The organism is Nocardia abscessus NBRC 100374 (genome assembly GCF_000308455.1).
Classification (GTDB): Bacteria; Actinomycetota; Actinomycetes; order Mycobacteriales; family Mycobacteriaceae; genus Nocardia; species Nocardia abscessus.
In genome coordinates this window covers 159,049-184,739 of sequence record NZ_BAFP01000039.1, presented here as the reverse complement: position 1 = coordinate 184,739, position 25,691 = coordinate 159,049, and the positions used below count along the sequence as shown (strand labels likewise).

Here is a 25,691-nt window from a genome sequence, read left to right as displayed (position 1 = left end):
GTCGGCGCCGACGAGGACGCGTTGCGCCGGTTGCTGCGGCTGCTGATCAGTCACGGCATCTTCACTCAGCGGCGCGACGGACGCTACGCGCTGACGCCGATGGCGCGGGCTCTGCGCCGCGACGCGGACGTGTCGTTGCGCGACGCGGTGCTGTTCTTCGGTTCGCCCGGTCACCGCAACCACTGGTCGCACCTGGTCGAGGCCGTGCGCACCGGCGAGCCGGTCGGCGAGAAGCTGGACGGGATGCCGTTCTTCGAATACGTCCAGCACGACCGCGAACTGGGCGAGCTGTTCGACCGAGCGATGACCAGCATCGCCACCCTGGCGATGGAACCGCTGCTGGCCGCCTACGATTTCGGCCGCTACGAGACCCTGGTCGACGTCGGCGGCGGCGAAGGAACGCTGATCACCGAAATCCTGCGCCGTGCGCCCCGATCGCGCGGCGTCCTCTTCGACCTGCCCGAGGTGGTCGCCTCGGCGCCCGCCCGGCTCGCCGAGCTCGGCCTCGCCGAACGCTGCGCGGTGGAGAGCGGATCGTTCTTCGACCGGGTCCCCGAAGGCGGCGACGCCTACATCCTCAAGCACATCCTGCACGACTGGGCCGAACCGGACGCGGCGCGAATTCTGCGCACGCTGCGAGCGGCCATGGCTCCCGGCGCCCGGTTGCTGATCGTCGAACTGGTCGTCCCCGAGCACACCGCACCGCACCCGAGCAAATTCATCGACCTGGAGATGCTGGTCAATGCGGGCGGCCGGGAACGGACCGAGGCCGAGTACCGGGAGTTCCTGGCCCGGCACGGCTTCACGCTGATCCGGTGCGTGCCGACAGCCTCTCCGGACAACGTGCTGGAGGCCCGGCCGAGTTGACCGCTCGAACGGCGACACCCGGTCCGGTCGAACGAGTTTCCCGCTACAACGCCGGGGCGGGGACGACGAACGCCAGGGTGGCGATCCCTACGGCGCCGTCGGCCATGCAGGTGACGCGCATCGGCTTGCCGACCGGCGTCTCCTGAGACTCGAAGCCGCTGTAGTAGCCGAACACCGGCCCGGACCGCACCGACGGCAGGAGAAGACCGAAGCACTCGGCCTCCAGCACCGACACGCCCTCGCCGCTGTGGCACAGGGCGGCCGCGTCGGTGACGCCACGGTCGACGTAGCAGCCGGTCGGCTCGGCGGCGGCGGGCCCGGCTCCGGCCAACACGACACCGCCGACCAAAAACAGCAGACCTGTTCCCGCGCCCACGCGCCGCATCATGGTGTGCACCGCAATCCTCCTCGGCAGATCTCGGCCGTACCCGGTTGTTGCCGTGCGGGGGTTTCGCCCCCTGTGCGTCCCCGAACCCTTTCGGAATATTCCAGCAGAATCGGAGGGCGCGGTCGAGCGCGACACCGTCACGAAACCACGGTTTTTCAGGCTGGATACCGGTCACATCCGCCGGGGCCGTAGCGTGCCCGCGTGAGAGATCTGCGGTCCCGGCGTCGGAACCGCTAGGCTACGAGCAGCATCGGCGGGTTCGTGAGGATGTGATGCGGCCGTGGAATGGACCTTCACTCCGGACGAGTTCGCCCATATCTGGCGCGAGACCGACCTGGATCGACACCCGTACCCGCTGCGCATCCTGGAGACGCCCCGCACCGAGGACGAGGCGGAGAAGTTGCGCATCATCCTCGCCGAGCGGCTGCCGGTCGGCTCCGACCCCGACCTCTCGGCTTGCCTGCGCATTCTGGCCAAGCCGCACACCAGGATCGTGGCGATCGGCGGCGCGCACCAGCCGGGCAGCGAACTGCGGCTGCTGGCCGCCGCCATCTACGACCGCGCCGTGCTCGCGGTGCAGGAACCCGGCGCGAGCCCGGATTTCGGTGGGCACGTGCGTATTTCGATCGGGCACAGCGCGAAACTCGGCCGCCGGATCGCGGCGCTGCTGCCGAAGACCCCCGCGGGACGCGAACCCGCCCGGGCCGCGTCCGGCGACGCGGTGCGCGACCAGGAGACGGTGCGCGCGCACCAGCAGGCCGCGCCGCGTATTCGCAAGCTGCTGCTCGAGCCGCACACCGCCGAAGGTCATATCAGAATCGAACCGCGGCTCGATCGTCCGACGCCGCCACCGCCGATCCACTACACCTGGGTCGACGTGCGGAACGACGGAAGATACCTGATCAAAGCGGGCGACGAAGTGCGCATCGCCCCCGCCTCCGCCGAGCAGATCGCCATCCAATTGCAAAAGCGCATCCCGGTATAACTTGTTTTCGCGGCCGTGGGCGCCGACTATTGCTGACCCGGCACTCGGCTTCCGGTTAGTCTTGGGCGGACCGACCGATCTCAGGGGTGAGCGATGACGATCGAGACCAGCCGAGCTGATATCGCGCGATTCAAGGAGGCCGCGCAGGCCGGGACCGTCCAGTTCGATCCGGCGGCGGCTCGGCAATGCGCCGACATGTACGAACGGCAGGCCGATCGGCTGATCCACCTACAGCAACGCCTCGAATCCGCCGCGGACCTAGGAGGTTTCGGTGGTTTCGTCTCCGCCCAGCAGTTGCAGGCGGGCTTCAGTCACAAGGCGCGCGACGCGGCAGCGCTGCTCGACCACTACATCGAGGCGGCCTACCGCATGAAGGAAGCGTTCTTGATCAGCGGAGGACTGTTCGAAGAGGCCGACGCCGCCGGCGCCGCCGCCCTGCGCGCGGTCGGGACGAGGTTGCCCCGATGACCGGCTCCGATCCCACCTACATCAGCTCGATGGAGCACTTCGAGTCGCTGCGGCACGAGGAGATCTACGCGAAGGCACAGCAGATCGACGCGGCGCAGGTGCTACGCGCCTCGACGACCTGGCTCGAGGTGGCCGGGGCGCTCACCACCTCGTTCCCGCTCACCCGCGGCGGTGTGGACCGCGTGATGGGCTCGGCCGAATGGCAAGGCGCCGCGGCCGACGCCGCCCAGGCATCCGCCCGCAGTTTCGCCGCGTCGGCCGACGAGCTGGCCGCCGTGCTCGGCCAGGTGGGCGCCCGGCTCGGCGGGGTGGCCGCGGCCGCCGAGGCGGTGAAACTGGCGGTGGTGCCGCCCGGCGCTTCCGGACCCGTCGGCGCGATCGCGCAACTGCTGGAAGCAGCGCACGTCATCAACGCGCAGATGGCGCAGGAGGCGATGCGCCAGGAGGCCGTGCTCGCGATGAACATGGTCTACAAACCCGCCTATTCCGCGGCGGGAACAGCCGTGCCCGCGCTGCCCCCGCCCCCCGCGATAACGGCGCCGTCCGCGCCGCGGTCGGTGTCCCCTGGCGCGCCTGGGTACGCCACGCCCGAGCAAACGTCGCCGAACGGCCAATGGTCGCCGGAGACACCGCGACCGGCACCTGCCGCGCCGGAATCGTCCGAGCCGTCGCACAATCCGGCACCGCCCGCCCAGGCGAAGCCGGAGACTCAGCAGCCCCCTTCGGCGCCACCCACACAGCAGGCTCCCCCGCCGCAGCAGGCGCCGTCCACCCAGACACCGACGCCGCAGCCCACACCGTCCCAGGAGCCGACACCGTCCCCCCAGCCGGCTCCGCCGACGCAGCAGACGCCGCCCGCCACACCGACGCCACCGAGTCCTTCTCCCACACCGAATATCCCGGAGCCCGTGCAGCCGCCGAGCTCATCGGCACCGCCTCCTCCACCTGCACCGCCGAGCCCCGAACCAGCCCCACCACCGAGTTCATCGGCACCGCCTCCTCCACCTGCACCGCCGAGCCCGGAACCGCCGAGCCCGCCCCAGACCCAGCCACCGAGCCCGCCCCCCGCCCCACCCGCGCAGCCCCCGGTTCCCGGCCCAGCCAGACCCGAGGTCCCGCTGCCCGACCCCGGTGGCCAACCCGGCGTCACCGGCCCGGTGGAAGGCAACCAACAGCAGATACCCACGACCAACCAACCCGGCGTCGTCCCGTCCTGACGGCCGATCCTCGAACCACCGTCACCACGGCGGTGGCGGTCGGCAGTTCTCGGCCAGGACGGCGGCACAGTTCTGGCCGACGGCCGCCGCGAACTGTCGCGTCCCGCTCCGGCTGACAACCACGGCGCTCCACCGGCAACGCGGCCGACCCATCGCGCGATCACCGCGATCCCTGATATGCGCCGAAAACGCTCGACCCCAGCGCATTCGGTAGCGACAGGCACAATGCGCGACGCGCCCGGCGGACCGTGGGCGGCGAGACGCTGCTCGTCGCGGGCGACCAGCACCAAGTCGTAGCCGAGCGAGGCCAGGCGAGTGGTGTCCATCGCCGGGCCGCGTCCGCCACGGAGCACCGCACCCATTCGATGGCCGACGGGTCGATCCCGTGCATGGCCGTGTCCTGCTACAACCGAGACCCACCCATCACAGAAGTCGTACGGCATCGAAGATCGAGCGAAGCCGGGATCGACCTGCCACGACCCCTCCCGCACCACCGCAGGCCCTCGTCAGGAACCGACAGAGACAAACCCCATACCGGTCCGCGACCCGTACCGCACGATCACGCCACACTCACGTACAGCCGCAGACATTCGGCCGCAGCGCACCCGCATACGGATGCCGCCGCCACGCCTTCTCGACGGCCTCGGCCACCACAGCACACCGTGGTGTCAGCCGGTTCGCGAACTGCCAGACCTGGTCCTGCTCGCCGCGCCACGACAGTCCGCCAGCGACCAGCGCTCGCCGGAGGTCCACCGCTCGCGAATCATGCTTGCGGGTGCACGACCGAATGGATTCTCGGTCATGGGTCGTGCCGCGACCGAGCGAACGCGGGGATCCGCGTGGCCCACTCGGCCTGGCATTCGCTGTGCGATCAGACCTTGACCAGGTCGTCGGCGTGGATGACGGGACGCTGCATCGTGTCGGGGAGTTCGGCGGTGGAGCGGCCGAGCATGCCTGCCAGTTCGGTGCTGTCGTATTCGACCACGCCCCGGGCGACGATCCGGTTGTCGGGGGCCACCAGATCCACCACGTCGCCGCCGTAGAAGCGGCCCCGGACGCCCACAATCCCGGCCGCGAGCAGCGACCGGCGCCGGTGCGCCACCGCTTGGACGGCGCCGTCGTCGATGAGCAGCGCGCCGCGGCTGTCCGCGGCGTGCCGGACCCAGAACTTCCGGGCGGACAACCGTACCGGGCGTGCGGCGAACGCGGTGCCGACGGTGCCGGTGGTCAGAGCGTCGGCGGCCGAGGCGGCGGCGGCCAGCAGCACCGGCACGCCCGCGTCCGCGGCCAAGCGCGCCGCCGACAACTTGGACGCCATGCCACCGGTGCCGAGCGCGCCCCCGCTGCCCGCGATGACGCCGTCCAGGTCGGCGCTGCTGCGCACCTCGGGAATCAGCGTGGCCGCGCCCTTGCGAGGGTCGCCGTCGTACAGCCCTTCCACATCCGACAGCAGCACGAGCGCGTCGGCGCCCACCAGGTGGGCGACCAGCGCGGCGAGCCGGTCGTTGTCGCCGAAGCGGATCTCTTCCGTCGCGACGGTGTCGTTCTCGTTCACCACGGCCACCGCGCCGAGCGAGCGCAGGCGATCGAGGGTGCGCTGCGCGTTGCGGTGGTGCTCGCGGCGCGCGAAGTCGTCGGCGCTCAAGAGCACCTGGCCGACCGTGCGGCCGTAGCGGGCGAACGAGGTGCCCCAGGCGTGCGCGAGCGCCAGCTGCCCGACGCTCGCGGCGGCCTGTTTGGTCGCCAGATCACGCGGACGGCTGGACAGGCCGAGCGGGGCGATACCCGCGCCGATCGCGCCGGAGGACACCACGACCACATCTGATCCGGCACGCATCCGCGCCTCCACCGCGTCGGCGAGCCGATCCAGCCGCGCGGTGTCCAGGCCGCCCTTCAGACTGGTCAGCGCCGACGAACCGATCTTCACCACGACCCGGCGCGCCGCCGCGATCGCCAGCCGGGCGTCGCTCAGGCCCGGCGAATCCGCCTCGGCGGACATAGACCTTACCTGCATCGCCACCGAACTCCCTGCACCACAATCGAATCCACGGTAGTCAGGGCGGTTGCCCTACTCCTCGTCGTCCTGGACCAGCCCGCGGCGCACCCGCGACGCGTGCTTGCGCTCGGCCGCGCTCACCCGGTCGGACTGCTCCAGCCGGATGTCGGTGCCGCGCCCGGTGGGCACCATGTCGATGCCCGCCGAGATCTGCGGCTCCCACTCGAACGTCACGGCGCCGATGGTCACCGGTGCTCCCGGCTCGGCGCCCAGCTTCACCAGCTCGTCCTCCACGCCCAAGCGGGCCAGACGGTCGGCCAGATAACCGACGGCCTCGTCGTTGTCGAATTGGGTCTGTCGCACCCAGCGCTCGGGCCGGGTGCCGCGCACGATGAAACCGCCCGGCTCCTCCGGGTCGGCGATCACGCTGAAGCCTGCCTGGTCCACCGCGATCGGACGGATGACCGGACGCTTGGGCGCCGCCTGCGGATGCTCCTCGCGGTACCTGCGCACCAGCTCGGCGAGGGCGAAAGTCAAGGGGCGCAGGCCCGCCCGGCTCACCGCGGAGATCTCGAACACCGGCCAGCCCCGCTCGGTGAACTCCGGAGTCACCATTTCGGCCAGTTCGGCAGCGTCGGGCACGTCGATCTTGTTCAAGATCACCACGCGCGGCCGGTCGGCCAGGTCGCCGAGTACGGCGTCCGCGCTCAGCGCGGGCTTGTAGGCGGCGAGTTCGGCCTCGAGTGCTTCGACGTCGGACACCGGGTCGCGCCCCGGCTCCAGCGTCGCGCAGTCCACCACATGGGCGAGCACCGCGCAGCGCTCGAGGTGCCGCAGGAAGTCCAGCCCCAGGCCGCGGCCCTCGCTGGCCCCCGGGATCAAGCCGGGTACATCGGCGACGGTGAAGGTGGTGTCGCCGCTGGCGACGACGCCGAGATTGGGAACCAGCGTGGTGAACGGGTAGTCGGCGATCTTCGGCTTGGCCGCCGACAGCACCGAGACCAGCGAGGACTTGCCCGCGGAGGGAAAGCCGACCAGCCCGACATCGGCCACCGACTTCAGCTCCAGAACCAGATCGAGCTCTTCGCCGTCCTCGCCGAGCAGCGCGAAACCCGGCGCCTTGCGGGCCTTCGAGGCCAGCGACGCATTGCCGAGCCCGCCGCGGCCGCCGCGGGCGACGATGAACCGGTTGCCCGCACCTACCAGGTCGACCAGCACCTTGCCGTCGTCGTCGAGCACCACGGTGCCGTTGGGCACCTGCAGCACCAGGTCGCCGCCCTGCTTGCCGTCGCGGTTGCCGCCCTCACCCGGTTTGCCGTTGCCCGCCTTCGCGTGCGGGTGGAAATGGAAGTCCAGCAGGGTGTGCACGTTGGCGTCGACCTCGAGGATCACGTCTCCGCCGTTGCCGCCGTTGCCGCCGTCCGGCCCGCCGAGCGGCTTGAACTTCTCGCGGTGCACCGAGGCACAGCCATGGCCGCCGTTACCCGCACGCACATGCAGTACGACACGGTCGATGAACTTGGACATACGCCGAATCATCCTCCTTCGGGACTGGTCGTACTCGGGGCTGGTCGTTCGAGAACACGAAAAACGGGCCAGGGTTCCGAGACCCTGACCCGCTCGCTGTATATCCGGAAGTGGTTCGGCGGTCAGGCCTGAACCGGCTCCGGGGCCACGATGTTGACGGTCTTGCGTCCACGCTTGGTACCGAACTCGACCGCGCCCGCCGAAAGGGCGAACAGGGTGTCGTCACCGCCACGGCCGACGTTCACGCCGGGGTGGAAGTGGGTGCCGCGCTGACGCACCAGGATCTCGCCCGCCTTGACCGTCTGGCCGCCGAAGCGCTTGACGCCGAGTCGCTGGGCGTTGGAATCGCGTCCGTTCCGGGAGCTGGACGCGCCCTTCTTGTGTGCCATAGCTGGTTCTCCTCGGGATGTCTTACTTGATGCCGGTGACCTTCAGGACCGTCAGCGGCTGACGGTGACCCTGGCGCTTGTGGTAGCCGGTCTTGTTCTTGAACTTGTGGATGCGGATCTTCGGGCCCTTGGTCTGCTCGACCACCTCGGCGGCCACGGAGACTTCGGCCAGCTTCGCGGCGTCGGTGGTCAGCTCGGCGCCGTCGACGACGAGAACCGGATCCAGCGCCACGGCGGTGCCCGGCGCACCCTCGATCTTCTCGACCTTCACCAGGTCACCGACCGCGACCTTGTACTGCTTTCCGCCGGTCTTGACGATCGCGTACGTTGCCATCGGTCGGCTGCCCTTCTTCCTCTATTGTGCTCGGCACTCGTTCACGCGGCGACTCCTCCGGTTTGATGCCACCGGAAACCGCCACACGACTGGTCTGGTAATCGCCACCGCCTCGGCGCCTGGTGACCCTCGGTATCGAACTGTCGAGAACCGGGCCACGAAGACAAAATATGTTGTCACCGGGCAGCGACTGTCCAAGATTACAGGACGGCTACCGCGACGACCAAACCGGCGTCCGAGCGTGCCCTACCGGCATGCCACCGGTTCGCCGGCGGGACGCAGTGACCCCCGCCGGAGAGTCCGGCGGGGGCCACGTGAGGTGAGTGACGACTCGGTCCTACGCGTCCGGCGCACCTGCCGGGCGGCCGACCGCCCGCCTGCGTGGCCGGTTGCGCTGCGGCAATTCGGCCGGTTGCGGCTGGGAGTAGTCGACCGCGGGCGTGGGCGCCTGCTCCCCGGTGGGCAGCACGAACACCGCTCCCGAGCTGTCCGCGGCAGGCGCGGCAGCCGAACGGGCAACCCGTCGGCGACGCGCCGGACGGGCCGGTTCGGGTTCGGCGACACCGTTGGTGGACGCCTGCGCACCGACCTCGGCGGCCGGAGCCGCCTCGGTGACCGGGGCAGGCTCGGCAACCGGCTCGGGCTCGTCAGCGGCACGGCGGACGGTGGCGGCCTTCTTCCTCCGCACCGGTTCGATCTTCTCGACCTGCTCGACGACCTCGACGGGCTCGGTCTCCGGCTCCTCGGCGGGCACCGCGACCGCGGCCTCGACCGTTTCCGCGACCACCCGTTCCCCGGCGACGGCGCCTTCGGCGCTCCCGGCCTCGACCGTCTCCTCGGCGACCGACGACCGCGTCGCGGCCTCGGCCGGTTCCTGCTCGGGCTCGTCGGAGTGGTGCGCGGCCATCGCCAGCGCCACCGGATGCGCCCGCTTGACGGCCGCTTCCTCCTCGGTCTGTTCGACTGCGGGACCGGACCCGTTCGCGGGCTGAGCCTGCGCGGGCGCGGCCGCACCCTTGTCCCGGCCACGGCGCCTGCGCGAACCGCTCTCCCGGGTACGCCCGGCGGCCTCTTCGCCGGAGCCGGGCTCCACCGGGTAGGCGTGCACGAGGATGCCGCGACCGTGGCAGTGCTCGCAGGTGGTGGAGAACGCCTCGACCAGTCCGGTGCCCAGCTTCTTGCGGGTCATCTGGACCAAGCCCAGCGAGGTGACCTCGGACACCTGGTGGCGGGTGCGGTCCCGGCCCAGCGCCTCGGTCAGGCGGCGCAGCACCAGGTCGCGGTTGGACTCGAGCACCATGTCGATGAAGTCGACCACGATCATGCCGCCGATGTCGCGCAGCCGCATCTGGCGCACGATCTCCTCGGCCGCCTCCAGGTTGTTCCTGGTGACCGTCTCCTCCAGGTTGCTGCCGCCGGAACCGGTGAACTTGCCGGTGTTCACGTCGATCACCGTCATGGCCTCGGTGCGGTCGATCACCAGGGTGCCGCCCGAGGGCAGCCACACCTTGCGATCCAGCGCCTTGGCCAGCTGCTCGTCGATCCGGTAGGTCTCGAACACGTCGACGCCGTTGTTGTCGTGCCGGGAGACCCGGGCGAGCAGGTCCGGCGCGACGGTGCCGATGTACTTCTCGACCGTGCTCCAGGCCCGGTCGCCTTCGATGACCAGCCTGGAGAAGTCCTCGTTGAACAGGTCGCGGATGACCTTGACCAGGAGGTCGGGCTCCTCGTAGAGGGTCTTGGGCGCGTTGTTGTCCTTGCCCGTCTGCTCCTGGATCGTACGCCAGGTCGCCTGCAGCCGGTCCACGTCGCGGGCCAGCTCGGTTTCGCTGACGCCTTCGGAGGCGGTGCGGATGATCACACCGGCGTCGGCAGGCACGATGTCGCGCAGGATCTCCTTCAGACGCTTGCGCTCGGTGTCGGGCAGCTTGCGGCTGATCCCGGTGGAGGTGCCACCCGGCACGTACACCAGGAACCGTCCGGCCAGGCTGATCTGCGTGGTCAGGCGGGCGCCCTTGTGGCCGACCGGATCCTTGCTCACCTGGACCAGCACCTGGTCGCCCGGCTTGAGCGCCTGCTCGATCTTGCGCTCCTTGCCGCCGAGCCCAGCGGCCTCCCAGTTGACCTCACCGGCGTACAGCACGCCGTTGCGGCCGCGTCCGATGTCGACGAACGCCGCCTCCATGCTGGGCAGCACGTTCTGCACCCGGCCCAGGTAGACGTTGCCGACCATGGACGCCGAGCCGGTGCTCGTGACGAAGTGCTCGACCAGGACGTTGTCCTCGAGCACGGCCACCTGGGTCGCGGTGGGGTGGTCCGGGAAGGACTTCTCACGCACGACCATGACCCGGTCCACCGCTTCGCGCCGGGCCAGGAACTCCGACTCGGTCAGGATCGGCGGACGGCGGCGGCCCGCCTCGCGCCCGTCGCGACGGCGCTGCCGCTTGGCTTCCAACCGGGTGGAGCCGGTGATGCCCTGGACCTCGTCGACCGCGACACGGCTGCGGCTCTTGTTGCGCGGTTCGCGCTCGTGCACGACCGTGTTGGGCGGATCGTCGTCGGCGGGCTCGTTCTCGCCGGAGTCGCCCGCCACCTTGCGGCGACGACGGCGCCGGCGGCGACGGCTGGAGCCTTCCGGCACGCCGTCCTCGTCCTCGCCCTCGGCGGTCTCGCCGGATTCCGTCGCCTCGGCGGCCTCGGTGGTCTCGGGAGCCGACTCGTCCTCGGTCTCGGTCTCCGACTCGCTTTCCTCGCCGTCGCCATCGCCGTCACCGTCGGACTGCTGCTCGCCCCGGCCACGGCCGCGGCCACGGCGGCCACGGCGCCTGCGGCGCGGCTGGCCGTCGGCGTCACCCTGCTGGTCGGCCGACTCGGTCTCGTCCTCGCCTGCCTCGGTGTCGTCCTCGACGGGCTCGGGCGGGGGCGCGGGCTCGACGGGCTCGGTCGCGGCCTCTTCGGTGCGCCGGGCTTCGCGCTCGGCGCGCCGCTGTCTGCGCGCCGCCTCGGCGGCCGCGGCATCCGGCGGCAGGAACAGCGGGGCCTGCACGACGGCGGCGGACTCGAACACCGCCGGGGCGACCGGCTCCGGCTCCGGGCGCACCGAGTGCGTGAAGAGCTGGGTGGGCGGGGCCGCCGCGGCGCCGGTAGACGGCTGTGTGGCGCTCACCACATCCGGTGCGGAGAAGATGACGCCCACACCGGTGAACGGGGTCTCGGTTCGCGCTTCCGGGGCCGGTTCCGCCTGCTCGGCCGCAGCCGGGGCGGGGGCCTCGTCGGCGGGCTCAGGTGGCTGCGCCGGGGCGGGGGCCTCCGCCTGCGCGGCGGGCTGCTCGGCGGCCGCCTCGACGGTCACCAAGGCGTCGCGCACCGACTCCGCGACCGCCCGGTCGACGTTCGACTGCGCGCTACGCGCGTCGGCCCCCATCTCGGTCAGCTTGGCCAGGATGCGCTTGCTCGTTACCCCCAGCAGCTTGGCGAGTGCATGAACTCGGATTCGCTCCGGCAATTGTTCGGCATCCTGTGATGTTGTTTCCAGCGGCTCTTGATCGGCCACGAAGTCTCCTCGGGCCCCCGGGCGCGTCCCTCCCGGCGGGAGTGACGCGGCCGACGCGGGGGCGCTGTCCGTTCGACTCGCACCCGGTGGGCGCGAGGTCAAGTGGTCTCGCCCCGCGTGCCCGGTTATTTCCTCGGTTGTTCGTCGTTCGGGCTAACTGGTCACGCGGCGCCTGGCTGTATGGCTGAACTCCGCGGATCGAGCGCTCATCCAGCATGCCTGCACGAACAGCGGGCCCCATAACCAGGCCGTTTGTCCATGGCAGCGATGATCGGCATCGAACCGTGGTGTCATCCGGCTGCGCTCGTCACGTCTCGTTCGCGCACCTGCACGAACAGTCGGCGTCGAAAGCAGCCGAAGCCAGTATCCCACACCGCGCGCCGGGCGTTCGCCATCGGCGCTCGACTCGGTCCGGCCCGCGGCGCGAACGCAGGTGTCGCGGCGGCGCGGGCACGGCGATCGAGACCCGGTCAGGCAGGCCGCTCGGGGAACCAGAGCGCGATCTCACGCTTGGCCGATTCGGGTGAATCGGACCCGTGGACCAGGTTCTCCTGCGTCTCGAGAGCGAAGTCTCCGCGAATGCTGCCGGGCACGGCTTTCTCGACCGGGTCGGTGCCGCCGGCGATCTGGCGAAACGCGGCGATGGCGCGCGGGCCCTCCAGGATGGCCGCGACGACCGGACCCGAGGTGATGAACTCGATCAGAGAGCCGAAGAACGGCTTCTCGGCGTGCTCTGCGTAGTGGCCCTCGGCCAGTTCTTCGGACACGTGCTTCAGCTCGAGGGCGACGATCTTCAGGCCCTTGCGCTCGATGCGTGCCAGCACCTCGCCGACAAGGCCACGGGCCACACCGTCCGGCTTGATGAGTACCAACGTCTGCTCAGTCACGGCGCAAGCCTATCCGGCACGGTTCCGGGTGCCGCACCAGCGGTCGGACTGATCGATCTCACGGTGCGGTTGGCAGCGCGATGCCGGTCCGAACCGGCCCGCTACCAGCGCGATCGTCGCCGGTCGCCGCGCGGAACCGTGGCGGGCAGGCGGCTACTGCCGCTGGATGCGCTGGCTGGGCAGCAGGCCCTTCTCCATCCGGCCGCGCACATCGGCGCGCAGTACCAGGAGGAAGCCCCACACCACGCCGAACACCACACCGATGACGCCGATGGACAGATGGATGAACGCGCCCAGCAGGACGAACACCTGCAACGCGAGGTTGAACGGCAGCGCCCAGGACCGGCGCTGCAAGCCGGCCCCGAGGAACATCACCACCGCCAGCGCCACGAGGTAGGTGCCGGACACCCAGGTCACCCCGCCACCGACGTCGGCGACCACCGGCAAGGCCAGCAGCACGACGATCGCCTCGAGCACCAAGGTCCCCGCCATCACCCCGCGGAAACCCTTCCACGGGTCGGTCGCGGGCGGTGGTACCGGCTGCTCGTCCTTATCGGCCGATTCGCTCATGCTGTGCCCTCCTCGGCAGTCGCGGGCCCTACGTGGTCGCGCGGGCCGCCGCCGGGCCCGACGCGGTCGCGCACACTGCCGCCTTCGGTTCCGACTCTCACGCCGGGTCCTTTCCGAACAGCGCCCGAGCCGCGCCCGCCGTGACCACCGACCCCGTGACCACCACACCGGCCCCGGACACCATTTCGCCCGGCTCGCCGACCTCTTCGGCGATCGCGATCGCGGTCTCCAGTGCGTCGGGCAGCGTCATCGCGGTGACCACGCGCTCGTCGCCGAAGCGCTGCACCGCGCGGTCGGCCAGGGTCTCCACGTCCAGCGCGCGGGGCGAACCGTTGCTGGTGACGACGATCTCGTCGAACACCGGCTCCAGCGCGGTGAGGATGCCGTCGACGTCCTTGTCACCGAGCACCGCGACCACGCCGACCAGCTTGCGGAAGTCGAACTCCTCGGTGAGCGTGGCGGCCAGCGCTCGCGCGCCCGCCGGATTGTGCGCGGCGTCGATGAAGATGGTCGGCGCGCTGCGCATCCGCTCGAGCCGCCCGGGGCTGGTGACGCTCGCGAAACCGGCGCGCACGGCGTCGATGTCGAGCCGCCGTTGCGCGCCCGCGCCGAAGAACGCCTCCACCGCCGCGAGCGCGAGCACCGCGTTGCGGGCTTGATGCTCGCCGTGCAGCGGCAGGAATATGTCGTCGTACACCCCGCCGAGTCCCTGCAATTCGAGCTGCTGCCCGCCGACCGCGATCTGGCGGGCCAGCACGCGGAACTCGGAACCTTCCCGCGCGACCGCCGCGTCCACCTCGACGGCGCGGCGCAGCAGCACCTCCATCGCCTCCGGGTCCTGCTCCGCGATCACCGCGACGTTGTCGCGCGGCACCAGGCTGTCCGGGGCCCGCTTGATGATCCCGGCCTTCTCTCCCGCGATCGAGGCCAGGTCCGGGCCCAGGTAGTCGGTGTGGTCCAGGCCGATCGGCGTGATCACCGCGACCTGCCCGTCGACGACGTTGGTGGCGTCCCAGGTGCCGCCCATGCCCGTCTCCACGACCGCGACATCGACCGGCGCCTCGGCGAAAGCGGCGAAGGCCATGCCGGTGAGCACCTCGAACTTGCTCATGGCCGGTCCGCCGGCCGCCGCCGACTGCTTGTCGATCATCTCGACGTACGGCAGCAACTCCCGGTAGAGCTCCACATACCGCGCAGGCGTGATCGGCGCGTTGTCGATGCTGATCCGCTCGGTGGCCAGCTGCAGGTGCGGACTGGTGATCCGGCCGGTGCGCCGGTGCAGCGCGGTGAGCAGCGCGTCGATCATCCTGGTCACCGAGGTCTTGCCGTTGGTGCCCGCGATGTGGATCGCCGGGTAGTTCTGCTGCGGCGAGCCGAGCAGGTCCATCAGCGTGGCGATCCTGGTGAGCGACGGCTCGATCTTGGTTTCCGGCCAGCGCCGGTCGAGTTCCGCCTCGACCAGCGCCATCTCGGCCAGCTCCACCGGCGAGGGCCCGGACCCGAGCCGCGCCCCGCCGCCACGGCGCTCGTCGTCGCCGTATTGCGGTTCCGGCTCGTGGTTCACTTCCCGCTCAACTCCGCCAGTCGCGCCCCGATGCGCGCCACCTCGTCGGACGCGATCTGCTGCCTGCCGCGGATCTTGTCGACCACGTGGTCGGGGGCCTTGGCCAGGAACGCCTCGTTGCCGAGCTTGGCCGCGGTGCCCTGCAGTTCCTTCTGCGCGGCGGCGAGATCCTTCTCCAGCCTGCGGCGTTCGGCGTCCAGATCGACCGCGCCGGAGGTGTCCAGCTCCACGGTGACCGTCCCGGCGCTCAGGCGGACCTCTACCGACGCGGTCGCGGCGAAGTCGGCGCCGGGTTCGGTGAGCCGGGCCAGGTTCGCCACCGACGCCGCCTGCTCGCCGAGACCCGCCTCGTCCACCCCGATCAGCTTGGCCGCCACCTTCTGCTTGTCCGCGAGACCCTGGTCGCTGCGGAATCGCCGGATCTCGGTGATCAACCGCTGGGTGTCGGAGATGCGCTGCGCCGCTTCCTGATCCACGGAGATGCCGGAGGGCTGCGGCCACGAGGCGATCACCACCGACTCGCCGCCGGTCAGCGCCTGCCACAACGACTCGGTGACGAACGGGATGACCGGGTGCAGCAGGCGCAGCACCGCGTCGAGCACCGAACCGAGCACCAGCTGGGTCGCCTCGGCGCGCGCGCCGTCGGCGGCGAACTGCACTTTGGCCAGCTCCAGATACCAGTCGCACAGCTCGTCCCAGGCGAAGTGGTAGAGCGCCTCGCACGCCTTGCCGAACTCGTAGGCGTCGAACGCGGCGTCGGCGTCGGCGCGCACCGCGTCCAGCCGGTCCAGGATCCAGCGGTCGGCGTCGGTGAGCTGCGCGCGGTCGGGCAGCTCGCCGACCCGCGCGCCGTTCATCAGCGCGAACTTGGTCGCGTTGAACAGCTTGGTCACGAAGCTGCGTGCGGCGAGCACGTGCGGCTCGCCGACCGACAGGTCGCCGCCGGGCTGCGCGCCGCGCGCGAGGGTGAACCGCGTGGCGTCGGCGCCGAAGCCGTTGATCCAGTCCAGCGGGTCGATCCCGTTGCCGCGCGACTTGGACATCTTCTTGCCGAACTGGTCGCGGATCAGGCCGTGCAGGAACACGTCCTTGAACGGCACCTGCCGCTCGCCGCCCTTGCCCGAAGTCAGCGCGGCGTCCTCGGCGACGTAGGTGCCGAACATCATCATCCGCGCCACCCAGAAGAAGAGGATGTCGTAGCCGGTGACGAGAACGCTCGTGGGATAGAACTTCTCGAGTTCGGCGGTGGCGTGCGGCCAGCCCATCGTGGAGAACGGCCACAAGCCGGAGGAGAACCAGGTGTCGAGCACGTCCGGGTCCTGCACCCACCCCTCGGGCGCCGCCTCGTCCGGCCCGACGCACACCACTTCGCCCTCGGGGCCGTACCAGATCGGGATGCGGTGGCCCCACCACAGCTGACGCGAGATACACCAGTCGTGCATGTCGTCGACCCAGCCGAACCAGCGCGGCTCCTGGCTCTTCGGATGGATCACGGTGTCGCCGGTGCGCACGGCGTCACCGGCCGCCTTGGCCAGCGACTCGACCTTCACCCACCACTGCATGGACAGGCGCGGCTCGATCGGCTCGCCGGTGCGCTCGGAGTGCCCGACGCTGTGCAGGTACGGCCGTTTCTCCGCGACGACCCGGCCCTCCCGCGCGAGCCGCTCGCGCACCTTGACGCGCGCCTCGAAACGGTCCATGCCGTCGAATTCGGTTCCGGTGCCGGTGATCCGCCCGCGCTCGTCCATGATGGTCGGCATCGGCAGCCCGTGCCGCAGACCCATCTCGAAGTCGTTGGGGTCGTGCGCGGGCGTGATCTTCACCGCGCCAGAGCCGAACTCGGGGTCGACGTAGTCGTCGGCGACGATCGGGATCTGCCGCCCGGTGATCGGATGCTCCAGGGTGGTGCCGATCAGCGCCCGGTAACGCGGGTCCTCCGGGTGCACGGCCACCGCCGTGTCGCCCAGCATCGTTTCCACCCGGGTGGTGGCCACGACGACGTGCGGCTCGCCGTCGTCGAGCGAGCCATAGCGCAGCGAGACGAGTTCGCCCTCCACGTCGTCGTACTTGACCTCGATATCGGAGATCGCGGTGCGCAGTTCGGGCGACCAGTTCACCAGCCGCTCGGCGCGGTAGATCAGGCCCGCGTCGTAGAGCCGCTTGAACATGGTCTGCACGGCGCGCGACAGGCCCTCGTCCATGGTGAAGCGGTCCCGGCTCCAGTCCACGCCGTCGCCGAGCGCGCGCATCTGCCACTGGATGGCCCCGCCGGACTCGCGCTTCCAGTCCCAGACCTTCTGCACGAACAGTTCGCGGCCGAAGTCTTCCTTCGTCTTGCCGTCCACCGCCAGCTGCTTCTCCACCACGGTCTGGGTGGCGATGCCCGCGTGGTCCATGCCGGGCAGCCAGAGCACCTCGTAACCCTGCATGCGCTTGCGGCGCGAGAGCGTGTCCATCAGGGTGTGGTCGAGCGCGTGGCCCATGTGCAGCGTGCCGGTGACGTTCGGCGGCGGCAGCACGATCGAATAGGCGGGCTTGCCGCTGGCCGGGTCGGCGGTGAAATAGCCAGCGGCTACCCAGCGCTCGTACATCTCGGCCTCTACCTCGCTGGGCGTCCAGCTCTTGGGGAGGGCATCGGCACGATTACGCGTGTTGTCAGGGGCTGCGCTGGTCACCCCGCGATTCTAGAGCGCGCCGATCGACCCACTTCGGGTCGGTCGATCCCGGGCGCCGGTTCGCGCGGATTCACCGGTCGGCCCCGCACCGGAAAAACGGACAAGGTCCGCCGTCAGGACCGCGGTCGCGTCGATCGGCACGAACCGTACACGCGGTATTCCACATCGAAGACAAAGAAAGGCGGAGTCTTCGGTGGATGAGGGACACCGAACACTCCGCCTATGTCAGAAGCTTACCGGCGATCCGAGGCGGCACTCGGAATCCATAAGTAATTCTCAGCTTCCGGCATTTTGCACCCCGGCTATTCCCCTTATCGGGCGAAGGCGCCTGCGTCGGCCAGCACGAGGTCGCCGTTGATCGCGATCGCGGCGGTCGAGCCGGCACCCGCGGCGGAGATCACCTGGGCGGCCGGATTGCTGACATTCCCCGCGGCCCAGACTCCCGGCACACTGGTGCGCCCGGTCGCGTCCGTCACCACCCAGCCGCTGTCGTCGAAGGCGCAGCCCAGCGCGACCAGCACGGCATCGTTGGCACGGAAGGTCGGCGCGACGAACATCGCCGTCCTCGGTACCGCTCGTCCGTCGGCCAGTTCCACGCCGCGCAAGCGGTCGTCCACGGCGAATCCGGCCACTTCGCCGTCGAGCACCCGCACCCCGCGTACGTCCAAGTGAGCGCGGTCACCGTCGGAGAGCGGCATCGTGTTCGGGAAGAAGATGACGTCGTCCGACCACTGCGGCAGGAGCAGCGCCAGGTGCACCGCGCGGGCCCGCGCCCCGGGTTCCGGCCCGCCGAGCACGCCGATCGGCTGGTCACGCACCTCGTAGCCGTGGCAGTACGGACAGTGCAGCACGTCACGGCCCCAGCGCTCACGCACTCCGGGCAGCTGCGGCAGTTCGTCGCGCAGCCCGGTGGCGACGAGCACGCGGCGAGCCCGCAGCGTTGCGCCGCCACCGAGCCGCAGCATGTAGTCCGACTCTCCGGTCGGCTCCGCGTCGATCACGACGTCATCGATCAGTTCCGCGCCGTAGCCCGCGGCCTCGGCGGCTCCGTGGGCCAGCAGCTGCGCGGGCGGCATCCCGTCCCGGGACAGGAATCCGTGCATGTGCTCGGCGGGCGCGTTGCGCGGCGCACCGCCCCCGACCACCGCGACTCGCCGCCGCGCCCGGGCCAGGACCAGCGCCCCGGACAGTCCCGCCGCGCCGTCACCGACGATCACCACATCGTATGTCTCGCTCATTCCGCGATCACCTCCACCGACACAGTGCAGTCGTTCACGGCACTTCAGCAACTAATGTTGCCAAAAACGGGAAAACGCGGTGCACTGGTGAGATGTCCACACCACCGGCCGTCACCCAGGCTCTCGCCGACATCGGTCCACGACTCAAAGCGCTGCGCACCCGCCGCAACGTCACACTCACCGCGCTGGCGGAAAGCACCGGGATCTCCAAGAGCACGCTCTCGCGACTGGAGTCCGGTCAGCGAAAGGCCAGCCTGGAGTTGCTGCTGCCGATCGCGATGGCCCACCAGGTCCCGCTGGACGAACTGGTCGCCGCTCCCAAGATCGCCGATCCGCGTGTGCACACCACAGCACGGAAGATGAACGGGCTCACCATTGTCCCGCTCACCAGGCAGCCGGGGCCGCTACAGGCGTTCAAGATCATCATTCCGCCCGAGCGCGGCGAACCCGACCCGAAGGTGCACGAGGGTTTCGAGTGGCTCTACGTGTTGTCCGGACGGCTTCGGCTGGTACTCGGCGAGCACGACCTGGTGCTCGGCCCCGGCGAGGCGGCGGAATTCGATACCCGTCAACCGCATTGGTTCGGCAGCGCGGGCCGTGGCGCGACGGAAATCCTGAGTCTTTTCGGATCCCAGGGCGAACGAATGCATCTCCGCGCGCGATCGGCGGGCCGGAAACGCGAATGAACGACCATTGTCCGAAATGTCCGTTATTGCCGAATGCGGGAAAACCCAGGACCCTGGAGAGGGTGGATACCCCTGGCACGCCCCCTCCGGTGAATCCTCAGCGAAAACCAGGGTTTTCCCGGTTGCCGAACACGTATCCACTGCGCACGCTGGGAGGGGTGAACCCCCCGCTCGAAGCCGTGTCCGCGTCCGCCCCGGAACCCCGGCTGCCGATCCTGGTCCCGGACACGCTGCACGATCTCCGCGGTCACGCGATCGAGGAGATCCGGTACCCGGTCTCGGCGGCGCTGATCGTCGCGGGCGTGCCCGGTGCGGGCAAGAGCACCGCGCTGCGCAAGTTCTTCGGCGCGGATTCGGCGGCCGACGCGCCGTCGCGCAGTGCCGCCGGGGTGCTGGTGCTCGACTCGATGCAGGCGCGCAATCGCTGGCGGCCCCGGCTGTGGTGGCTGCCCTACCTGCTGTGGCGTCCGCTGGTGCACGCGGCGCACTTCCTGGCGATCCGCACCGCGTTGCGTGAGGTCACCGGCCCGGTGGTCATCCACGACTGCGGCACGTTCGGCTGGGCACGGGCACTGATCGCGCGCTGGGCGGCGGACCGCGAACTGCACCTGCTCATGCTCGATGTGCCCGCGGCGGTGGCGCGCGCAGGTCAGCACAGCCGTGGCAGGCGGATCAATCACATGTCCTTCCGGCTGCACGTGCGGCGCTGGCGGCAACTCATGCGCGCGGTCGTGACCGAGCATCGGTCGCCGGCCGGTGCGTCGCAGTCGGTGGTCATCGTCGACCGCGCGGCCGTGGACCGGTTGCGGTGCGTGACGTTCGGCTGACCGGCACGCGTTGCCGCCGAGGCGGTCAGGGCACCAGGACGGTCAACGCCGCGGGGACCGCGCGGATCGTGATCGGCAGGGTGCCCGCCGGTTCGCCGTCCGCGGTCGCGGGCGCGCCCGTCGCGGTGAGCGTGACGGCCGAGGCGCGGAACTGCCTGACCTCCGGGTGATCCTGGCGTTTGCCCGCCGACAGGGCGGGCAGCAGGCGCAGCATCTCCCTGCGCGACAACGCGCCGACCACGGTCAGGTCGAGCAGGCCGTCGTCCATGACCGCGTCCGGGCAGATCAGCATGCCGCCGCCGTAGGTGCGGGTGTTGCCGACCGCGACCATCACCGCCTCGGTCTCCAGCAGGGAGCCCGCGCCGGGGTTGGTCAGCCCTTCGGTCACCGCACCGACCAGTTCGACCCGGTAGGGCACGGTGAACCGCCCGGAGATCTCGGCCAGCGCGGCGACGGTGTAGCGCAGCCGGCCTTTCGGCCAGCGCATCGCGTTGGCGCGCAGGGTCACCCGCGCGTCGAAGCCCGTGCCGGTCACCGTGGCGAACCACATGGGCGGCCCGGACGACTCGATCCGCCCGAGATCGATCGTCCTGGTCCGCCCGCCCAAAACGACAGCGGCGGCGGCGACCGGATCGTCGGTCGGCACACCGAGTTCCCTGGCCAGATCGTTGCCGGTCCCCGCAGGAACCATGCCGAGCGCGACGCCGGTCTCCGCGACGGCGGGCAACGTCACGTTGATCAGGCCGTCGCCGCCGATGCAGACCACGGCATCCGGCCGCGCCGCACCCGTGACCGAGTCGCGCACCTGCCGAACCGTTTCGGCGACCGAAGGGGCGCACACCTCGGTGATCTCGGTGCCGCCCGCGCGGAGGCGGGCGATCGCGGCGCTCGCCGCATCGCCGCCTCTGCCGTGCGGATTGGTCACCACGGTGAGCCTGCGCACCGGCGAATATTCGGTCACGGCACCAGCTTTCCGGGATTCAGGATGCCCGCCGGGTCGAGCTCGGCCTTCACCGCGCGCAGTACGCGCACGCCGAGGTCGCCGACCTCGTCCGGCACCCATGGGCGATGGTCGGTGCCCACCGCGTGGTGGTGGGTGATGGTGCCGCCCGCCGCGACGATGGCGTCGCCCGCGGCGCGCTTGGCGACCTGCCACTGGGCCAGCGGGTCGTCCAGTTGCTTGGCGACGACGGTGAAGTACAGCGACGCGCCGGTCGGGTAGGTGTGCGAGATGTGGCACATGACCAGGGGCGGCGTCCCCTGCGCGCCGAGCGAATCGGACAGCGCCGCGGTCACCTTCGCCTTCAGGGCGCTCAGATCGGACCAGGTGGTGGCGGTTTCCAGGGTTTCGCAGAGCACACCGACATCCAGCAGCGCGTCGCGCAAGTAGGGCGCGCCGAAACGCCCGTGTTCCCATTCCCGGGCGGGGGTCTCGCCCAGGGCCGAGCCGCCCGCCGCGGCCAGCACAGCGGCCGCTTCGGCGCTGCGCGCGGCGACATGCGCCGCACTGCCCTCGAAGGTGGTGACGGCCAGACATCCGGCCACCGGGTTGCCGCCGATATCGCCGGAGCGGGCGAGGTTGATCCCGGTCTCCGCCTCGTCGGAGAGCCGCAGCACGGTCGGCGCCGCGCCCGCCTGCACCACCGAGCGCAAGGCGGCGGCGCCGGTTCCGAAGTCGGGGAACGACCACGCTTGATACGCGACGGTTTCCGGGACCGGATGCACCCGCACGGTGACCTCGGTGATCACACCGAGCGTGCCCTCCGAACCGACGAACAGCTCGCGCAGGTCCGGGCCCGCGGCCGAAGCGGGAGCGCGGCCGAGTTCGAGCGCGCCGCTGGGCGTGGCGATCTTCAGCCGCTGCACCATGTCGTCGAACCGGCCGTAACCCGCCGAGGCCTGGCCGGACGAGCGCGTGGCCGCGAAGCCGCCGATGGTGGCGAACTCGAAACTCTGCGGGAAGTGGCCGAGCGAAAGGCCGTGCGCGCCCAGCAGTTCCTCCGCGCGCGGACCGGTGAGTCCCGCTCCCAGTGTGGCGGTGCCGCTGATAGGATCGATGCCGGTGACGCCGTCGAGCCTGCGCAGGTCCAGCGCGATGACGGTGCCGAAACGACCGCGCACGGGATCGACACCACCGACCACGCTGGTGCCGCCGCCGAACGGGACCACCGCCACGGCGTGCTCCGCGCAGTAGGCCAGCACGGCGAGGACCTGATCGTGATCGGCGGGGAAGACGACGGCATCCGGGGCGTCCTGCGGGCCGTCCGCCCGGCGGCGCAGCAGATCGGGAGTGCTCTTTCCCCCGGCGTGCCGCAACCGATCGAGGTGGTCGGTCGACACGTTGCCGGGGCCGACCACCTCGATCAACCCGGCTTGCCGCGCCTGCGTCAGCGCCGATTCGCGCAGTGGCACGTCGCCCTCATCGCGGCGCGCCACCGAATTGCCGGACACTCCGAAGACCTGCGTCAGCAGACCACGGATTCGCTCCGACAGTGGCTGGTGCCCAGCCGGGATTCCCCAGGCATCCCAGACCATACCCGCCGCCGATCCGCTCACGCCGGTCTTCGCCGGGGAAGCCGGATCGCCGCCGGTGTGCTGCTGCGTCTCCACCATGCGTTACAGTTTGACATAGACTGTCAATCAGTAACAAGCATGCGAACCATTCTTCCTGGTCCGCGCCCCGCGGACCAATCGACTACCGGGTGACACCTTGAACGCTTCTGACGACTTCGCCGGGAACTCGCTCTCGCCGATCGACCTGGCGATCCTGGACGCGGCGCGCGCCTGCGTGCAGGAGTTCGGCGTACGCCGCACCACGCTCACCGAGGTGGCGCGGCGAGCGGGCGTCAGCAGGCCCACCGTCTACCGCCGCTGGCCGGATACCGGCGCGCTGGTGGCCGAACTGCTGGTCCGCGAGCTGCGCGGCATCGTGGCCGAGACGATGCCCGCCGCGGGCAGCGCGCGCGCCAGGCTGGTCGAGGGCGTGGTCGCGGGAGCGGCGACGGTCCGGTCGAATCCGTTGTTCGGCAAGATCTTCCGCACCGACACCGATCTGATGCTCACCTACGTCTTCGGCCGGCTCGGGCGCAACCAGCGCGCACTGATCGAGCTGTTCGCGGCGGGTATCCGGGAAGGCCAGCAGGACGGCTCCATTCGCGACGGTGATCCGGAGCGGATGGCCACGATGCTGCTGCTGATCGCCCAGTCGGCGGTGCAGTCGGCGGGCACCGTCGCGGCGTTGCTGGCCGGCGAGCAGCTCGACACCGAACTCCGCCACGCGATCGACGGCTATCTCGACGACCACGCCGCCGCAGAAAACGGCGACCGAAAGCGACCGTGACGAGCACGCGCTCCAACGCTTCCTGCTGGATCGGAAAGGCATTGTGATGACCACGAATTCGGTGCGCACCGGAGACTCCGCGTTGAACGCCGCCCGCCGCGCCGCGGACCTGGCCCACCTCGGCGACGGCGCCGAGATCGATGTCCTCGTGATCGGCGGCGGCGTCACCGGCGCGGGGGCCGCCCTCGATGCCGCCGCCCGCGGGCTGCGAACCGTCCTGGTCGAGCGCCACGATCTGGCCTTCGGCACCAGCCGGTGGAGTTCCAAGCTGGTGCACGGCGGCCTGCGCTACCTGGCAGGCGGCCGGATCGGCATCGCCCACGAGAGCGCGGTGGAACGCGGCATCCTGATGCGCACCACGGCACCGCATCTGGTGCGCCCGCTGCCCCAACTGGTGCCGCTGCTGCCGGGCATCGGCGCGGCCCAAGCCGCCCTGGTGCGCGCCGGTTTCCTGGCGGGTGACCTGCTGCGGCGCGGGGCGGGCACCCCAGCGGCCATCCTGCCCCGGTCCCGGCACGTCACCGCCGCGGAGGCCGTGCGGCTCGCACCGACGGTACGCCGCGCGGACCTGCGCGGCGGCCTACAGGCGTGGGACGGACAGCTGGTGGACGATGCCCGCCTGGTCGTCGCGCTGGCGCGCACCGCGGCAGCACACGGCGCGCGGGTGCTGACCCGTGTCGAAGCGCTCGCGGTGTCCGGTGATTCGGCGACACTGCGCGACATTCGCACCGGCGAGACCCTCACGGTGCGACCGCGCACCGTGGTGAATGCCACCGGCGTCTGGGCCGAGCAGGTGGATCCGAGCATCCGGCTGCGGCCCAGCCGCGGCACCCACCTGGTGTTCTCCGCCGCCTCCTTCGGCGGCCTCACCGCCGCGCTCACCGTGCCGGTACCCGGCAGCATCGGCCGCTTCGTCTTCGCCTTCCCCGCCGCGCACGGCCGGGTGTACCTGGGCTTGACCGACGAGGACGCGCCGGGACCCGTACCCGACGAGCCGAAGCCGACCGACGGTGAGATCGAGTTCCTGCTCGACACCATCAATCCGGCCCTGCGTGAACCGTTGACCCGCGCCGATATCCGCGGCTCGTACGCCGGACTGCGGCCACTGCTGCAGACCGCCGACGACAGCACGGCCGACATCTCCCGCAAACACGCGGTGCTGCGGTCCCCCACCGGGATCATCACCGTTGTCGGGGGCAAACTCACGACCTACCGGAAGATGGCCGAGGACGTGATCGACGCCGCCGTCGCGCACGGCGGTCTCGCCGCGCGGCCGTGCCGCACCCGGCAGCTTCCCCTGGTCGGCGCGGTCTCCGGCGCGGCGCGCGACCACATCGACGCCCCGCCCGTGCTGATCGAGCGCTACGGCAGTGAGGCGTCCGCCGTACAGGCCGCGGCGCGCCGTGATCCGGCGCTGGCCGATCCGGTGGCGCCCGGAATCGACGTGCTCGGCGCCGAATTCGCGTTCGCGGTGTCCCACGAAGGTGCGCTCGACGCCGAGGATCTGCTGGATCGGCGCACACGCATCGGCTTGGTCGCCGAGGATCGCGCGGCCGCCGCCCCGGCCGCGGTCGCCGCTGTCGGCTAGGGGACGCGCCCGTCGCTTCGTCCGGCGCGGCAGGCGGTCATTCCATCGACCACGCGGTCAACTCCGCGCGCATGCACGCGCGCGGCCAGCGGTCGAGGCCGTGGGCACGTTCGGCGGCCCGCAACTCGACCAGCCCCGGCGTCTCCTCGTCCGCCGACAGGTACCGGAAGCCGAGCCGCTGGTAATACGGCCCGTTCCAGGCAACGTCGGTGAACGTGGTCAACGTCATCGCGGGCAGGCCCGCGGTGACGGCCCAGCGGGCGGCCCGATCGATCAAACGCTTGCCGATCCGGCGCCCCGCGTAGTCGGGGCGCACCGATACCTGCTCGATATGAGCGTTGCCGTCGACCACCCCCAGCACCAGGTAGCCGATCGGCACGTCCTCGTCGGTCCACACCCAGGCGCGCCCGGCGCGCTGGAACTCCTCCAGCGTGGTCAGCGAAGGAGGTTCGTCGTCGGCCACGGCCGTCATCCCGATGTCCGCGAACGGCTTGCCCGCCGCGGTTTCGATGTCTTGCAGCACGGGAAGGTCTGCGGTTGTCGCCGGCCGGATCACCGGCTCATTCTGCCTCCGCACCGCCGAGCGCACCAG

At 70.7% G+C, this 25,691-nt stretch carries 22 protein-coding genes; 8 read left to right on the top strand and 14 right to left on the bottom strand.

What is annotated here, in order from left to right; all coding sequences use genetic code 11:
• On the top strand, positions 1-867 hold an 867-nt coding region (locus tag ON19_RS08125; protein WP_043688641.1), incomplete at its 5' end, for a methyltransferase.
• Positions 868-910: 43 nt separating this feature from the next.
• On the opposite strand, the gene ON19_RS38770 is transcribed toward ON19_RS08125, so the two are convergent.
• Positions 911-1,264, bottom strand: coding sequence for a hypothetical protein (locus ON19_RS38770; RefSeq protein ID WP_051168642.1), 354 nt, complete (start codon positions 1,262-1,264; stop codon positions 911-913).
• A 271-nt stretch (positions 1,265-1,535) separates the two neighbouring features.
• Here ON19_RS38770 and ON19_RS08115 point away from each other — a divergent pair, with 271 nt between their 5' ends.
• The 3 genes from ON19_RS08115 (at position 1,536) to ON19_RS08105 (ending at position 3,925) form a co-directional block, all read left to right on the top strand.
• Positions 1,536-2,240, top strand: a complete 705-nt coding sequence (locus ON19_RS08115; protein WP_043688640.1) for an ESX secretion-associated protein EspG — start codon at positions 1,536-1,538, stop codon at positions 2,238-2,240.
• Between the two features lie 93 nt (positions 2,241-2,333).
• A complete protein-coding gene (locus ON19_RS08110; RefSeq protein WP_043688639.1) occupies positions 2,334-2,708 on the top strand; it encodes a hypothetical protein in 375 nt (124 codons plus the stop codon).
• Positions 2,705-3,925, top strand: coding sequence for a hypothetical protein (locus tag ON19_RS08105; RefSeq protein ID WP_043688638.1), 1,221 nt, complete (start codon positions 2,705-2,707; stop codon positions 3,923-3,925). The genes ON19_RS08110 and ON19_RS08105 overlap by 4 nt, the downstream gene beginning before the upstream one ends.
• A gap of 871 nt (positions 3,926-4,796) precedes the next feature.
• Here ON19_RS08105 and proB read toward each other — a convergent pair.
• The 10 genes from proB to ON19_RS08050 all read right to left on the bottom strand — a co-directional run bounded on the left by proB (position 4,797) and on the right by ON19_RS08050 (position 18,658).
• The gene (gene proB / locus ON19_RS08095) at positions 4,797-5,924 is read right to left on the bottom strand and encodes a glutamate 5-kinase (protein ID WP_043688636.1); all 1,128 of its coding nucleotides are present in this window, start codon (positions 5,922-5,924) and stop codon (positions 4,797-4,799) included.
• Positions 5,925-5,993: 69 nt separating this feature from the next.
• Positions 5,994-7,448 (bottom strand): GTPase ObgE, encoded by a 1,455-nt coding sequence (obgE, locus tag ON19_RS08090; protein WP_043688635.1) that lies wholly within the window; start codon positions 7,446-7,448, stop codon positions 5,994-5,996.
• A gap of 122 nt (positions 7,449-7,570) precedes the next feature.
• Positions 7,571-7,837, bottom strand: a complete 267-nt coding sequence (rpmA, locus tag ON19_RS08085) for a 50S ribosomal protein L27 (RefSeq protein WP_043688634.1) — start codon at positions 7,835-7,837, stop codon at positions 7,571-7,573.
• A 22-nt stretch (positions 7,838-7,859) separates the two neighbouring features.
• Positions 7,860-8,171 (bottom strand): 50S ribosomal protein L21, encoded by a 312-nt coding sequence (rplU, locus tag ON19_RS08080; protein ID WP_043688633.1) that lies wholly within the window; start codon positions 8,169-8,171, stop codon positions 7,860-7,862.
• A 337-nt stretch (positions 8,172-8,508) separates the two neighbouring features.
• Positions 8,509-11,724: a translation initiation factor IF-2 N-terminal domain-containing protein gene (locus ON19_RS08075; RefSeq protein WP_043688632.1), complete on the bottom strand. Its 3,216-nt coding sequence runs from the start codon at positions 11,722-11,724 to the stop codon at positions 8,509-8,511.
• A gap of 470 nt (positions 11,725-12,194) precedes the next feature.
• Complete coding sequence (gene ndk / locus ON19_RS08070) at positions 12,195-12,611, bottom strand: nucleoside-diphosphate kinase (RefSeq protein WP_043688631.1); 417 nt, start codon at positions 12,609-12,611, stop codon at positions 12,195-12,197.
• A 153-nt stretch (positions 12,612-12,764) separates the two neighbouring features.
• The gene (locus ON19_RS08065) at positions 12,765-13,181 is read right to left on the bottom strand and encodes a DUF4233 domain-containing protein (RefSeq protein ID WP_043688630.1); all 417 of its coding nucleotides are present in this window, start codon (positions 13,179-13,181) and stop codon (positions 12,765-12,767) included.
• A gap of 97 nt (positions 13,182-13,278) precedes the next feature.
• Positions 13,279-14,664: a bifunctional tetrahydrofolate synthase/dihydrofolate synthase gene (gene folC / locus ON19_RS08060; RefSeq protein ID WP_043688678.1), complete on the bottom strand. Its 1,386-nt coding sequence runs from the start codon at positions 14,662-14,664 to the stop codon at positions 13,279-13,281.
• A gap of 77 nt (positions 14,665-14,741) precedes the next feature.
• Positions 14,742-17,420 (bottom strand): valine--tRNA ligase, encoded by a 2,679-nt coding sequence (locus tag ON19_RS08055; protein ID WP_043688629.1) that lies wholly within the window; start codon positions 17,418-17,420, stop codon positions 14,742-14,744.
• Positions 17,421-17,731: 311 nt separating this feature from the next.
• Positions 17,732-18,658, bottom strand: a complete 927-nt coding sequence (locus tag ON19_RS08050; protein ID WP_043688628.1) for an NAD(P)/FAD-dependent oxidoreductase — start codon at positions 18,656-18,658, stop codon at positions 17,732-17,734.
• 92 nt (positions 18,659-18,750) lie between these two features.
• On the opposite strand from ON19_RS08050, the gene ON19_RS08045 reads away from it, so the two are divergent.
• Both ON19_RS08045 and ON19_RS08040 read left to right on the top strand, forming a co-directional pair.
• Positions 18,751-19,344 carry a helix-turn-helix domain-containing protein gene (locus tag ON19_RS08045; protein ID WP_043688627.1) on the top strand — a complete coding sequence of 198 codons (594 nt, stop codon included), beginning with the start codon at positions 18,751-18,753 and terminating at the stop codon, positions 19,342-19,344.
• A gap of 158 nt (positions 19,345-19,502) precedes the next feature.
• On the top strand, positions 19,503-20,171 hold the full coding sequence (locus ON19_RS08040) for a TGBp1 family protein (protein ID WP_227954424.1): 669 nt from the start codon (positions 19,503-19,505) through the stop codon (positions 20,169-20,171).
• A 25-nt stretch (positions 20,172-20,196) separates the two neighbouring features.
• Here ON19_RS08040 and ON19_RS08035 read toward each other — a convergent pair whose 3' ends face one another.
• Together ON19_RS08035 and ON19_RS08030 are read right to left on the bottom strand one after the other, a co-directional pair.
• On the bottom strand, positions 20,197-21,132 hold the full coding sequence (locus tag ON19_RS08035) for a YegS/Rv2252/BmrU family lipid kinase (RefSeq protein WP_051168641.1): 936 nt from the start codon (positions 21,130-21,132) through the stop codon (positions 20,197-20,199).
• Positions 21,129-22,706, bottom strand: coding sequence for an FAD-binding oxidoreductase (locus ON19_RS08030; RefSeq protein ID WP_043688675.1), 1,578 nt, complete (start codon positions 22,704-22,706; stop codon positions 21,129-21,131). The genes ON19_RS08035 and ON19_RS08030 overlap by 4 nt, the downstream gene beginning before the upstream one ends.
• A 175-nt stretch (positions 22,707-22,881) precedes the next feature.
• Between ON19_RS08030 and ON19_RS08025 the strand changes: the two genes are divergently transcribed.
• Positions 22,882-23,511, top strand: coding sequence for a TetR/AcrR family transcriptional regulator (locus ON19_RS08025; protein ID WP_043688626.1), 630 nt, complete (start codon positions 22,882-22,884; stop codon positions 23,509-23,511).
• Positions 23,512-23,557: 46 nt separating this feature from the next.
• Positions 23,558-25,099, top strand: coding sequence for a glycerol-3-phosphate dehydrogenase/oxidase (locus ON19_RS08020; RefSeq protein ID WP_043688625.1), 1,542 nt, complete (start codon positions 23,558-23,560; stop codon positions 25,097-25,099).
• A 37-nt stretch (positions 25,100-25,136) separates the two neighbouring features.
• Here ON19_RS08020 and ON19_RS08015 read toward each other — a convergent pair whose 3' ends face one another.
• The gene (locus ON19_RS08015; protein WP_043688674.1) at positions 25,137-25,655 is read right to left on the bottom strand and encodes a GNAT family N-acetyltransferase; all 519 of its coding nucleotides are present in this window, start codon (positions 25,653-25,655) and stop codon (positions 25,137-25,139) included.
• Positions 25,656-25,691: the final 36 nt, after the last annotated feature.